Consider the following 13,321-nt stretch of genomic DNA (forward strand, 5'->3'; position numbering starts at 1 on the left):
TCCATTAATGAATGCCATAAATATACTGCTAGACGTATTACCTAAATAGCTGTAAAATACACAAATTAACCAAAACAAAATTTTAATCACCTAATAATTCAAATATATTTTAATGTCTCTATTCGATTGGTTTGCAAATCGCCGAAAATCTACCCATAACTCTGAACAAAGACCTGAACGAGAAATTGCTGATGGACTTTGGATTAAATGTGAAAATTGTGGCGCTCTAACTTACACAAAAGACCTCCAAGCAAATCAAATGGTTTGCCTAGAATGCGGACACCATATACGAGTATCTAGCAATGAGCGAATTCAGCAGTTGATAGATAGTAACACCTGGATACCAATAAACGAACAAGTAAGAGGGACAGATCCTTTGAAATTCCGCGATCGCAAACCATACAGCGATCGCCTCCAAGAATATCAGAAAAAAACTGGACTTCTAGATGCTGTACAAACAGGTATCGGTAACATTGAAACTGAACCTGTGGCCTTGGGAGTTATGGATTTTGGGTTTATGGGAGGAAGTATGGGTTCAGTTGTGGGAGAAAAACTGACCCGATTAATTGAAAAGGCCACTCAAGAAAATTTACCTGTAATAATTATTTGTGCTTCTGGTGGAGCAAGAATGCAAGAAGGAATGTTAAGCCTAATGCAAATGGCCAAGATATCCGGCGCCCTCGAACAACACCGAGAAGCTAAACTCCTGTACATCCCCGTTTTAACTCATCCTACAACAGGAGGAGTAACAGCAAGTTTTGCCATGCTTGGAGATATTATTATCGCCGAACCAAAGGCAACAATAGGTTTTGCTGGACGACGAGTGATCGAACAAACCGTCCGTGAAAAGTTACCCGACAACTTTCAGACCTCTGAGTATCTATTGGAGCATGGTTTTGTAGACGCCATTGTACCTCGTACCCAATTAAAGAAAACTCTGGCTCAGTTAATCCGCCTCCATAAACCTTTTTCTACCACTATTAGTTCTGCTGAGTCATTAGAAGCTGGACTATATTCTCATTTACCCTTTCAGACAGAGCCAGATAATATATTAACAACTGATAATAATATTCAACTTAAATAATTAGAATTCTAAATTCTAAATTCTAAATTTTTAAATTCTAAATTCTAAATTCAATAATGTTATGGGTTTTGCTGACATATCAATCCAAGAAATAGCAGAAGACTTTAATGTCCATGTAGATGAGATACTTCGTATTTGTGACCAAATGAGGATTTCTTATAAGCATTCTCAGACTCGTTTGGCCTTAGAGGATGCCAAAGCTATCATGTCTCATTTATTAGCTCAACAACAAAAGTCTGATTCCTAAGAAAACTTGCTCAAGACTTGACTAATTGACACCTGAACACTGATAAATAAAAATTAGATTAAAGTTCAATAAATCTGAAGTTTTGTTACTTTAGGTTCCTACGGAAATATTTCCAGTAATGAACATACCTGTTTTAGTTGATTAACTTGCCAGTTTTAAGGAGAAGAAACTTGAAAAAATTTTTCATAGCTGTAGTTGCTATACTATTCTTGACATTTCAAACGTTCATCAACAGTGCCACTGCCGCCGAATTAACGGATAACGATCGGACTCTGCCTCTCAATGAGGATGGTGAAGAAGTTGTACTTACTATTAAGGAATACACCAGAGGCAGAAAGGAATTTAATAATGTTTGCTCTCAGTGTCATGTCGGAGGAATCACAAAAACTAATCCCGATGTTTCCTTAGATCCAGAAGTTTTATCATTGGCCTATCCATCACGAGATAACATAGAAGGTCTTATAGACTATATGGAAAACCCTACTACTTATGATGGGTTTACCGAGATATCTGAAGAACACCCAAGTATCAAGAGTGCTGATATTTTCCCAGAGATGAGAAATCTCACAGAGGATGATTTATACGCGATCGCTGGTTACATTCTTGTACAACCTAAAGTTCTAGGCAAACAGTGGGGAGGCGGTAAAATCTACCGTTAAAATTTTTTGTCTTTGAAATATTGATAGATGATTTTAGATTATTGGTTTTTTGATAGGGAAACAAAAAAATTTAGTTCTCTGTTCATTAAACCTAATCTAAAATCTCTTATTTATCTTTGATATTTATAGTTAACAAAGTAATAAAAGTAGTATGTTGAATAAATCATTACTGATTCGTTTTCTACTAATGATATTGATTATAGTTCAAGTAATAATTTTTGATACTCAATCAGCTCAAGCTGCAGTAGATTCTTATGTAAAAAGATATTTAGAAGCAGAAACACCAGTAGAAATTCAAGTAAATGAACAAGGTGAAACCAAGAAATTTTCTGCTGAAGATTTATCTGAGGGTAAACAAATATTTGCTAAAAATTGCCTAAATTGTCATGTGGGAGGAGCAAATTTAGTAAACCCTTCAGTGTCTCTATCGTTGGAAAAATTAAAAGGTGCAACACCACCACGAGATAATCTGAATAATTTAGTTGCTTTTTTGAGAAATCCGATGATATATGATGGTAGCGATTATACATTTTTCTGTCGTCAAGTTACTGAAAATTGGATGTCTCAAGAGGTAGTAGAAAAAATGGGCGCATTTATTTTAAGAGCTGCACAAAAAGCTGATGCTTGGGCTAATTAACAACTTGACATAATCGTATTTCAAACCTCCGACTTCAGCTAGAGGTACTGATAACTGATAACTGATAACTAAAATGACCTACAGTCTCAGAATAGCAGACTTACCTAGTAATGAACGACCACGGGAAAGATTAATTGCCTCTGGTCCGAAAAGTCTTTCTACTGCAGAATTAATTGCTATTCTACTAGGTACGGGTCAAGGAAAAGGTAAACTTTCTGCTGTAGGTCTCGGACAATACATATTAAATCAATTAAGTCAATATCAGCGTGACCCCCTCTCAATTCTACGCAATATTACGGTTCAAGAATTGACTCAAATTCATGGTATTGGTACAGCAAAAGCAACAACCATTCTTGCTGCCATTGAATTAGGAAAAAGAGTATTTCAATCTCGCCCTCCAGAATTAGCAGTTGTTGACAGTCCCCAAGCTGCTGCTGATGCTTTGAGTCAAGATTTAATGTGGCAGACTCAAGAAAAATTCGCTGTGTTACTTTTGGATGTAAATAACCGTCTACTAGGAACTCAGGTAATTACTATCGGTACAGCAACAGAAACATTAGCTCATCCCCGTGAAATTTTTCGAGAAGTGATTCGTCAAGGTGCAAGCAGAGTAATTATTTCTCATAATCATCCTTCTGGAAATGTGGAAGCAAGTCCTGAAGATATCAATTTAACCAAACAACTGTTAGCAGGAGCGCAATTTTTAGCCATTCCTCTACTTGACCATATCATTATGGGTAATGGAGAACATTCCAGTCTGCGCCAAACAACTAATTTGTGGGAAGAATATCCTCAAGGAGATTAGTGGATATTGAGAATATCTTTGCCTTGCTTAGATGAATTTGAGAACAAGGTCATTTCAGTTATCAGTTATCAGTTATATCATGTCCGGTTGAATAGTTATAAATAAGGAGGAGTCAGGAGGACCGAGTCAGGAGGACCGAGTCAGGAGGGAAGAGAAGAGAGTTTGAATGTATAAGGAGGAAAAAGTTTTTTGGTCGCGTAAGCGGAAGGTCGTTCTATCAGGCTCTGATCCGGACATGATATTATCAGTACCTCTAGCACTCAGCATCGGGATTGAAATACTGAAGTTTATTTTTTCTTGGTCGATTGGATATCGTTAGGGAACCCATCCATCCCTCGACTAACACCTGGAAAAGTGAGTTGATAGATAGATGAATATTTGTCTAGAAACTTACAAACCTCAAGGGGTGACAAGCAAGGTGAAAAGCTTTTTGAGTAAGCTTTTTAGCAAACCTACCTTCAGAAAAAATTAGGGGTTGAGGATGGGATATTAAGGTATAGCAGTCGAAGTAAAGGTTAGGACATTTCTAAATCCTGTTTGCGGAGCATTTCCCTATAAGAAAAACCCTTTGACACTTTACTATTCCCTATTCACGCTTCGCGTAGCGCTATACTATAGCAATGAGCGCTCACATATTTATACACTACTGCTGTAATTAAGTGTAGTGTATACTCTACTAATATTACCAATACTTTCAAATATACTGTTAAACTAAGCAAACCCATTTCCGGTTGCCCTTTATAGGGTCTGCTCGTCTTCAGAACCTCTAGTTGAGACTTTCACCTCCAAAAAGACTCCTCTCCTAAACTTCCCTTGTCATGGCTACACCCTTAAAATTCCGCCTTGGACTCAATGAGTCCTTAGTGGTTAACTGCTTTTTAGTGTTTTAGCTTTATTCATTGCTAATTGCTACCTTACATTACGTCTAACAGTGGGTACGTCAGCAATTAATGGATAATGGATAATGAATAATGGATAATTAGAGTATCAGGGAGTTAGATAGAAAATTAGAGATTAAAAAAAACTCTTTCATTATCAATTATCAATTATTTTAGCTTTTTACCCAATCCTACTCTCCCTAAGACCTACGTCCAAATGCGTAGATTGACCTTGAATGGCTTGCCTTCGTTCTCGACCTATATTCTTAGGTGTCAAGCGAGAGGTTTCCTCGTTCCCTTATTTCTTTATTGCGACTAACTTAAGTGGGGTAAAGTCTCCCGGAGGGTTCATTAAGGTTGTCGATATTACCCAATACATAGTAATATCCAAAAACCCCCTGACTTTCGTCCTACACCCCATAGCTATCTTTGGGATGGCTTATCGTAACGAGAGTTTAAGACTACCTTCCTGTTCGTCAACTTGTCAGTCTCTGCTAGAAATCTCACTTATTTGATAGTTAAAGCTTTGATTCCGTTTAGACCAGTTTCGGGGATTGATGTTCAGTCGCTACCCCGTGGCCTATGCTTTCTACCCAACAACAAGGCGGTGGAATTTCACCACTAAGGAATTAAGAGTTATCCACAAGTCGAGGTTCCCCTCATGTGTTGACTTGGGACGGCCATTTATACCCAGTGTTCCTGGTTTAGTGGCCAACGAGTCGCACATATTGATCATTATTTGTACCATGTAAACACACCAGCGCTCATTGCTATAACTAGCAAGCAATTTGCGTGAATACCCTATTTCTTCGTTAATCTTCTAAATCTCAAGGCCAAATGCAGAAGCGTATCTTTCATAAGAATATTGCCTCAAAGCATTGTTAGGTAGGACTTAAAGACAGCTTGTCACCCTGTGAACTTACAAACTCTAATAGGATTATTGCTAACAGATATTATTGTGAACAGTAAGTAAAGATTTCAAAATATGTTTTGGGTCATAATTGTTTTTCCCCTCGTCCACAAAGTCCCATTTCTCATCAAAATGCTCTTTCCATTCTTCATTTGTTTTGGGAAACACTAAACTATCACAAGGATATCGTTTTCCGCCTACACTAAGAGTATATGCATAGAGGTCTTCATTTGACATACTCCCGACGTTGCCCTTACGGGACAACGCGGAACTCTTCAGTCTGGGAAACCCTGACCGCTGCGCATGACAGAGGTGATGTCCTCCCCCTGTTTTGACTTTGACAATAACAAAATGCTCCTAAAAGTGTCAAGGGCATATCAACGTTTAGCTTATGAAGGTATCCGAATCCGGGCCCAGGCTTTCATCCCGACGCTCCCCCTCCCCCCTATGCACGGGGGGTTAGGGGGGATGGAGAGCGCGGGACTTCCCGCCAGGAAAGTTAAAGCCGTTAAGTACGCTATATTTTCTTTCGTATCGGGAAAGGCATTCCGAAGGATACCTATGAAGTAAAAATCTTCCTCCAAAGCTACAAAAGCACTCTCTTGAATGACTTTGGACGAAATCGGAATTATCAGCACCGGTCCGTCACCCATGTCTTCAGATTTGTGTTTTTTTAAAAAATGAGTCATAAACAACTCAAACTTATTGACAGGTATAAATACTGCTAACTCAGGATGTGCCGTCTGACCTTTTTCTTTTTGTGTAGTGATTAAAGGTGGCTCCTTGGTGACATATTCAAAAAAATCTATTTGTTCATAGAATGAGAATTCATTGTCAATGAATTTTTCCTGTGAAAAATTTTCGCCTTCATATTCATATTGAACTACTTCTATAAAGTAGCTAAAAGACTTTTTCTCGGAAAGTTTATCAAACTTCGCTTTGTTCTTTTCATAGCCTTCTTGTCCAAATTTTTTAACAAACTCATGGGTTTCGTGAGGGATTAAGAAAGAATGAATGCATTCAAATTGATGGCTACCTCGAATTGTATTCATTATCTGAGAAAACTCTTCCGTGTCGGCAATTAGAGCCTTATGCACATGCATAACCTTGGGTGCTTTTTTAAGTTGAACCGTTACAGTAGCAATGATTCCATATTGACCTAATCCACCTCTTACTAATTTAAAAAGGTTTTGATTCTCTGTTAATGAGCATTTCACAAGTTCTCCTTTTCCAGTCACCACTTCTAACTAATCAACAATATCTGCCTGAATTCCGTAAAGGTGACTCATAAACCCAAGTCCTCCTGTGGAAATTGTGCCCCCTACGGTAAGCTTCTGCCAGTCCGTGAGAACAGGAGGGGCGGCTTTCTGTTCCAAACAAGCCTTTATCAATCTTTCCCAGGTAATTCCTGCATCCGCTTTAATAAAACCTTTCTCACCATCAAATTCAATGTCATGAATATTGTTCATTTGTTTCATGTCAATAACCACTCCAGACTGGCTCAAACATTGTCCACTAGCAGAATGGGACATACCTCTTGGGATGATGGGTGTTTGAGAATCATAACATCCTTTGACCACTTCGATCAAATCATTAAGGCTTTTGGGAATGGCACAACCTTTTGGTTGTGAATAAAATACTCTTCCGAAATCGGTACTGACAGTTTTAATCAGCTCTTTGGAATCATCTATTAATGATTTCATATTTTGGCGTTGGTGATTTTGGCTATGATTTTTATATTTTTTAGATGAAATAATCTACTACTGAAATGCTCCCCTACTCTCTAGTCCTCCACTCCCCCTACTCAAGTAAAGTCTAGCAAAAATTTATTCAATTGGTATTATGTCCAAGCGTTCTATTCTTCAAGGAAATAAATCTGGCATTGGTGAAATAAGGTATGAAATTCCTATTGAAATAAGATTTATAGATAGTAAGGAAAAAAGCTATTTTAACTACTAATATCATGTCCGGTAGCATCGTTTGTGTATAATTGAAGAGGAGAAAAATAATTCCCTGGAGCGATTGCCTCCGGCACGCTTCGCGAACGCCCTCCAAGCCAAGACGCTTAAGTATCCAAGAACACCTAAGTATAGATGAACTAGAAAGAAACTACCGAGCTCACTCAAGACCCAATAGAAAGGACTAGATACCAAATAATTTGGCTTAAGCGCAAAAGGAAAAACAACACTCTAATCGTTTCTTCAGTCACAGGCTATTGTTTGGAGGCCATTCGTCAAATTGCACGTCGCTACAATCGGCAAGGTAAAGAAGGATTGGTAGATCGTCGCCATCAACATCCAGGGCAAAAGGGATTCCTTTCAGATGAAAGGCAAGCCTACCTAGAAATGGCCCTCCAGGAGAAAGCACCAGATGGAGGATTATGGAATGGGCGCAAGGTGGGGGATTGGTTAACAGCAATTTTTTGACCATCGAGTTGATCGACGCTGTGTATGGGAATATTTACGGTCAATGAAATATAGATTACGAATCCCCCGACCACAGCATCAAAAGTCGGCAACTCCAACCGAACAAGAGAAATGGAAAAAAGCACACCGCCTGCGGCGAGGTCTCCTCGCCGTAAAGACGGAGCAAGAAAACTCTCTCATCGATTTGAACTTGTTAAAGCCGAGTATCCAGAGGCCACTGTAGAACTCTGGGCAATGGATGAACATCGTTTGGGTCTCAAGCCAATTTTCCGACGAGTATGGACACCTGCGGGAGTACAACCAACTGCAGAGGTAAATTGGCGTTTTCAGTGGTTTTGGCTCTATGGGGCAAGTACATCCCCAGTCAGGAGAAACATACTGGTGGCTTAGGCCCTTGGTCAATATTATTGTTTTTAGCCAAGTGTTGGCTGACGAGTGCTCGACATTTTGGTTTAGGAAAAAATAAGCACATGATATTAGTGCTAGACAGAGCAGGTTGGCATGAGATGTAAAAAACTGAAAGTTCAATCTTGGATTGCATTTGGAGTTAATAAGAGCCCATACACCAGAACTACAAACAGCCGAACGACTCTGGCCAATAATTAATGAACCGATCTGTAATCAAACTGCAAGAAAATTTATCCCAGATGGAAGATATCGTTTTTGAGCGATGTATCAACAATCATGAAACAGCGTTCGTGAAACGTGCCGGAGGCAATCGCTCCCAAACAGGTCTCACTTGTTTTCGTTGGTGGCCTACTGATGATTTGTCAAGTGCTTGAAGAGTAGCGATAGCGAAGGGCAATTATTTTTCTTCCTCCTCTATTATACACAAACGATGCTACCGGACATGATATAACTTCTAACTTCTAACTTCTGACTTCTGACTTCAAGACTCCTGCTGTAGATGCTCCTATACTCGGTCTGGGTGAGTCAGCAATCTGTGGTTCCGAGAAATCCAAATCATCCAGTGGTTCCAATGGAAATTCTACAGGAATATCTGCCCCATTAATAACAACTCCTAAAAACTTAGGACCAGATTTACTAGATTCATCCTCTTCATCATTTGTTAGCTGTTCTATAACTTCTGCCAGCATACCTGATACAGTTATATGTGGCCGAGTCACAATAATCATCCCATCAGTATAGGGTTCTAGAATAAAAGCATCATTGTTCTGAGTCATACAAGGAGCATCTAGAATAACAAAGTCAAAACGATGTCGCGAGTCTGAAAGTAGTCTTTGCATTTCACTTGACTCAATTATTCCTCCTGGTTGTTTGAAAACACCAGGACTAGGTATCATATAAAGATTTTCTATCTCTGGTACTTGTTGAATACAATCATTAATATCCCCATAATAACGAAGTGGTTCAGCACAACTATATGGATGAGGAACAATTTTGAGAGACTTAGCTTTTGATGGAGACCTTAAGTCCGCCTCAATGACAAGTGTTCGTTTACCCGCTCGTGCAGCAGCGATCGCCAAATTATAAGCACAAAATGTTTTCCCTTCTTTTTTAGCTCCACTACTCAAGACCAAAACTTTTGGAGCGTGACTTCCCTGACGCTGCAAATTTGTCCGCAACTTTTCATAAAATTCTAGATAAGGTGAATTACGCTCTAATAATAAAGGAAATGCCTTTATATCTATATCTATATCTGGGTCAAAAAGCATCACATCAGGCAACAAACCCAATAAAGGCACATCTTTTTCCTTTAAAGTTGTTTTGATTTCTTCCCAAGAATAGAACTTACCCGAAAGCATTCCCAAGACAAAAATTAAGCCACCACCAACAACTATACCTGCTAGTCCCCCTATTGCCATCATTAAAGGTAGACTTTTTTCTCCTGCCTCACCTTTTTTATGAACAAAAGCTTTTTGAGCAACAGCTAGACTGCTAGTTATCTCTGCCTCTGCTGCCTCAGCATCTTCTAAAGTAGCTCGCATCTGATCGACACGAGACTTTTTCACAGCAACTTCTTCTTGCAACTGAGTCAATTCTAATTGCTTATCGGGAATATTTCTATACTCAACTTCTAATTTCTGCTCAATTTCAATTGTTGTTTGTAGCTGTCGTTCTAATTGCTCCTTCTGAGTTTTTAAAGCAATAAGAGTTTCTGCTAACTGTTGTCTTGTGGGATCTAAAGAAGCATCAACTCGAATTTGATCGACTTGTCTCAATGGCGCTGCAATACCATTACCCCCTAAAACTTCTGCAGCACGTTGTTGTAGTTGTTGTTCTGCAACTTGTTTTTGTCTACGCAACTCAACTACAGGTGGATATTCTTCTGTAAAATCTAATAATAACTTATTTAACTCATTTTCTACTTGATACAACTGCACTCGGAGATTCGCTATAATTGGATCGGCAGCAAGTGCCCGCGCTACATAAGCTTGATCTGCACTTAACCCTAACTGTTCCTCCAAACTATTAATTTGAGCTTCTACTCCCTCTAACTCTAAATTAATCTGAGTTTGTTGTTGTCTACTAGCTGCAATTTGTCCTGGTAAACCGGCTGCTCTTGATGTTATCAACAAAGCTTCTTCGTCTCTTTCAAATTTCTGTAGTTTTTGTTGAGCATCTCTCAATTCTTCAATTGCTGGAGGCAAACGTTTTTTAACTTCATTAATAATACTTGTTTGATAAGTAGCATTAATTTTTCGGCTTTCCTTGATGATTTCTGCCATCAGTGCATCTACCACTTCTACAGCTTTTTCTGAATCTGTATCTTCATAAGATAGAAGGTATACGCCTTCTTTTAATCTTAATTTTGCTCCCTTCAGCTTTCTTGGAGTTACCAAGACTTTTTCTGCTGCTGCCTGTTTAACTGCATCATTATTATTTAGTAACATATCTGGGGTAACTGCCGCAGCTCTTTCTTGAATTGTATTACCAGTATTAGAGAATAGTATAGCAGGACGAATACTCCTTAATGCACCTAGAATTGTATGTTTTGCTTCAGGAGTTGGCTGCAAAGCAACTATTCCTGAAACACCTAGTCCTAGTGTAAAAGTCGCCACTCCCACCCACTTGTATAGTCCTAAAGCAATTAAATAACGTTTAACAATTGGTATAGCCATAATCCTGTTTTTCTTGATATTTCTCTGATATATAGAATATATTTACAACTTTCGTAAGCATTCAGCTGTCAACTATTGCTTTTGGTTGTGCGATCAAGGCTTTTTGAGCCAGAATTAAATCTTACTACAAAAGTAGGGTTTTGTTGCTAAGAACTGACAGGTAATACCAATTTCATAAACTTAAAACTTCACTTGTATAGCATTACCTCCTTTGATTAGGACAATAAATTTGAGTTGTAAGGGAATAGAGAACAGGGAAATGTCCTAACCTATTTACGTAGCACTATAAAAGTAATCTATCAAACTTGACATCTTATTAAGTTTTCAAGTTATGTGTAGTCTGACCTTAATAAAACTAAGGCGTGTTTACCCAGCATGATTTTTTGTTGCTTATTTGGGTGCAGTTCAGTTTTGAATCCAAGTAGCATAAACAGATAATCCCAGATTTTAGGCAACAGTTACAAGCCCTTGTTGAATTTGAACTTACTCATATCTACATTAGTGTAGGTTTTTGTGCTATCACTTTTATATTACTCTATTTCCTTTCTTTGTGCAACAAAGCCACTTTTTGGTTAACTTATGGTTGTTGTTAACTAAAAATAAAGAAAGGGTAACAAAAGCTAATGATTGAGATAAAATTATCGCTATGATATCCAAGAATTTATTTAGGGCCTGCTGATTAAAACTGAAAGCTAGTTCAACAATTAATAATTACCTCTTCTTATAAAAAATAAAAAACAAGAGGATTGGCTAAAGGATTTTTTTTTCTTGTCTTGGTCCATTGGATACCGACCGCTTTTTTTCCATGAATGGAGAGGCTTTATACCTTAATTTTTTGGTAAGATAAAATGAAGACTAAAACTTTACAAAAATTACCAATCGTTGATGTCAGTTGTTTGTATGAACCAGGGAATGTAGAAGAAAAAGTAAGACTGGCTTTTCTTATGAGAAAGTTATGTATAGATACAGGTTTTTTCTACGTTGTAAACACGAAAGTACCAAATGAACTAATATTGAAAGCGTTTGAACAATCTAAGCTTTTCTTTTCTCAAGCTTTTGAGGAAAAGATGAAAATCTCAATGAAGAAGTACAGTAAATGTTTTCGTGGTTATTCTCCAATTTTTGGATAAATAGCTGATAATCAACGAAACTGGTTTGAGCTGGTTGAGTTTGGAGTAGATATATCAAATAGCGATCCTCGTGTTAGGGGAAACAAACCTATGTATGGTCCTAATCTTTGGCCTGAAAAACTACCAGATTACAAAAACGTAATTACAAATTATATTTTTTATTTAAAGGAATTAGGTACAGCAATACTAAGGGGTTTATGTATAAGTCTAGGAATGCAAGAAGATTTTTTCATTAGACAATTTATTGAAGATCCATATTGGCTCTTTAGAATACTTTGTTACCCAGAGCAAAGCACTAAAGGTATCCATTATTTAGGACTAGATAATAACAATAACAATGAGAGAAAATCTGAGATAGAGATAAATAGTGATTATAGTTGTGGAGAACACACAGACTATGGATGTATTACACTACTACTAGCGAACAAAAAAGGACTTGAGGTGAAAAGTAGGTCTGGAAAATGGTTTAGTATCGAGCCATTGGAAGGAGCCTTTATTTGTCTTATTGGTGATATGATAGAGTATTGGACTAATGGTTTATATGTAGCCACTAAACATCGAGTCATAACTAAGGATGAAAGGATATCTATGGCATTTTTTCATCAACCTAACTACGAGACAATACTTCAGCCGTGTCAAATTATTAACCGAGGACGAAATGAGATTGGAACGCCAATAAAATATGGAGAGTACGTTTATAAAAAATACAAAGTTATTTATCAATAATATTTTAGACTTTAATAGGAGGTAAATAAGAATGAATTTAGAGACATACACTCAAAATGAAATAAATTTTGTGAATGACCATTATCAAGATAATTTACTGAAAGAACTAAGTCAGAAATTCAAAAAGGATGGCTATGTGAAACTAAAAAATTTTATAAGACTAAAACCTTATCAGTTAATTATGGAAGAAATAAGTATTTTAGAACAAATAGCCACACACAAGAACTTTACTATGAAACCATATAACACTCCAAGACAACTTTCGGTTATAGGTGGCTCACAAATAGTCAATAATTCCCCTTTTTTACTGAGTCTTTATTACAGTTCTGAAGTTAGATCTGTTTTAACTAAAATTGTTGATGAAAAGATTGTTGAATGTAGGCATCCAGAAGAATTTATGGTAATTAATTTTTTGTTAAATAAAAGATCAACCCACGGATGGCATTTAGACGATCCACCATATGCACTGATCATATTTATTGAATCTCCTTCCTGCTATAGTGACGGAGGACTATTAGAGTTCATTTCTGATTGGAAAGATTTTTGCAAAAGAAATGATTTTCATCCTTACAAAGACATTGAGCAAGCAGTCAAGAAGGCAAAAAAGCTTGGCTATGTTCATCAACATTGGCATGAAAAGCAAGATGCTTATATTTTAAGAGCAGACAAAAATCTTCATAGAGCATTGACTTAATCCAAGAATAACGATATAATACGTTAAAAAGCATACCATTAT

Annotated in this window: 12 protein-coding genes and 1 pseudogene; 9 read left to right on the forward strand and 4 right to left on the reverse strand. The window is 37.4% G+C overall.

Going from position 1 to position 13,321, the window contains the following annotated elements:
* Window positions 1-112: 112 nt before the first annotated feature.
* The 5 genes from accD (at window position 113) to radC (ending at window position 3,432) form a co-directional block, all read left to right on the forward strand.
* Window positions 113-1,084, forward strand: coding sequence for an acetyl-CoA carboxylase, carboxyltransferase subunit beta (gene accD, locus F6K40_RS00875; protein WP_293130041.1), 972 nt, complete (start codon window positions 113-115; stop codon window positions 1,082-1,084).
* 61 nt (window positions 1,085-1,145) lie between these two features.
* The gene (locus F6K40_RS00880) at window positions 1,146-1,331 is read left to right on the forward strand and encodes a translation initiation factor IF-2 (RefSeq protein ID WP_293130044.1); all 186 of its coding nucleotides are present in this window, start codon (window positions 1,146-1,148) and stop codon (window positions 1,329-1,331) included.
* 170 nt (window positions 1,332-1,501) lie between these two features.
* Entirely contained in the window at window positions 1,502-1,990 is a 489-nt protein-coding gene (gene psbV, locus F6K40_RS00885) for a photosystem II cytochrome c-550 (RefSeq protein WP_293130047.1), read from the forward strand.
* Between the two features lie 151 nt (window positions 1,991-2,141).
* Complete coding sequence (psbV2, locus tag F6K40_RS00890) at window positions 2,142-2,627, forward strand: photosystem II cytochrome PsbV2 (RefSeq protein WP_293130050.1); 486 nt, start codon at window positions 2,142-2,144, stop codon at window positions 2,625-2,627.
* 73 nt (window positions 2,628-2,700) lie between these two features.
* Window positions 2,701-3,432 carry a RadC family protein gene (gene radC, locus F6K40_RS00895; protein ID WP_293130053.1) on the forward strand — a complete coding sequence of 244 codons (732 nt, stop codon included), beginning with the start codon at window positions 2,701-2,703 and terminating at the stop codon, window positions 3,430-3,432.
* A gap of 1,821 nt (window positions 3,433-5,253) precedes the next feature.
* On the opposite strand, the gene F6K40_RS00900 is transcribed toward radC, so the two are convergent.
* The 3 genes from F6K40_RS00900 to F6K40_RS00910 all read right to left on the reverse strand — a co-directional run bounded on the left by F6K40_RS00900 (window position 5,254) and on the right by F6K40_RS00910 (window position 6,923).
* Window positions 5,254-5,457: a hypothetical protein gene (locus F6K40_RS00900; RefSeq protein ID WP_293130056.1), complete on the reverse strand. Its 204-nt coding sequence runs from the start codon at window positions 5,455-5,457 to the stop codon at window positions 5,254-5,256.
* Between the two features lie 152 nt (window positions 5,458-5,609).
* On the reverse strand, window positions 5,610-6,461 hold the full coding sequence (locus F6K40_RS00905) for a hypothetical protein (RefSeq protein ID WP_293130059.1): 852 nt from the start codon (window positions 6,459-6,461) through the stop codon (window positions 5,610-5,612).
* 6 nt (window positions 6,462-6,467) lie between these two features.
* On the reverse strand, window positions 6,468-6,923 hold the full coding sequence (locus tag F6K40_RS00910) for an FAD-binding oxidoreductase (RefSeq protein WP_293130062.1): 456 nt from the start codon (window positions 6,921-6,923) through the stop codon (window positions 6,468-6,470).
* Window positions 6,924-7,228: 305 nt separating this feature from the next.
* Here F6K40_RS00910 and F6K40_RS00915 point away from each other — a divergent pair.
* A pseudogene (locus tag F6K40_RS00915) lies at window positions 7,229-8,320 on the forward strand (IS630 family transposase); the annotation flags it as partial.
* Window positions 8,321-8,515: 195 nt separating this feature from the next.
* Here the strand turns inward: F6K40_RS00915 and F6K40_RS00920 are convergent.
* Window positions 8,516-10,729, reverse strand: coding sequence for a GumC family protein (locus F6K40_RS00920; RefSeq protein ID WP_293130065.1), 2,214 nt, complete (start codon window positions 10,727-10,729; stop codon window positions 8,516-8,518).
* Between the two features lie 848 nt (window positions 10,730-11,577).
* Here F6K40_RS00920 and F6K40_RS00925 point away from each other — a divergent pair.
* The 3 genes from F6K40_RS00925 to F6K40_RS00935 all read left to right on the forward strand — a co-directional run bounded on the left by F6K40_RS00925 (window position 11,578) and on the right by F6K40_RS00935 (window position 13,279).
* A complete protein-coding gene (locus F6K40_RS00925) occupies window positions 11,578-11,859 on the forward strand; it encodes a 2-oxoglutarate and iron-dependent oxygenase domain-containing protein (protein WP_293130068.1) in 282 nt (93 codons plus the stop codon).
* A gap of 90 nt (window positions 11,860-11,949) precedes the next feature.
* On the forward strand, window positions 11,950-12,585 hold the full coding sequence (locus F6K40_RS00930; RefSeq protein ID WP_293130071.1) for a 2OG-Fe(II) oxygenase family protein: 636 nt from the start codon (window positions 11,950-11,952) through the stop codon (window positions 12,583-12,585).
* A 31-nt stretch (window positions 12,586-12,616) separates the two neighbouring features.
* The gene (locus tag F6K40_RS00935; RefSeq protein WP_293130074.1) at window positions 12,617-13,279 is read left to right on the forward strand and encodes a HalD/BesD family halogenase; all 663 of its coding nucleotides are present in this window, start codon (window positions 12,617-12,619) and stop codon (window positions 13,277-13,279) included.
* Window positions 13,280-13,321: the final 42 nt, after the last annotated feature.

This window comes from Okeania sp. SIO3I5 (genome assembly GCF_010672085.1).
Lineage (GTDB): Bacteria > Cyanobacteriota > Cyanobacteriia > Cyanobacteriales > Microcoleaceae > Trichodesmium.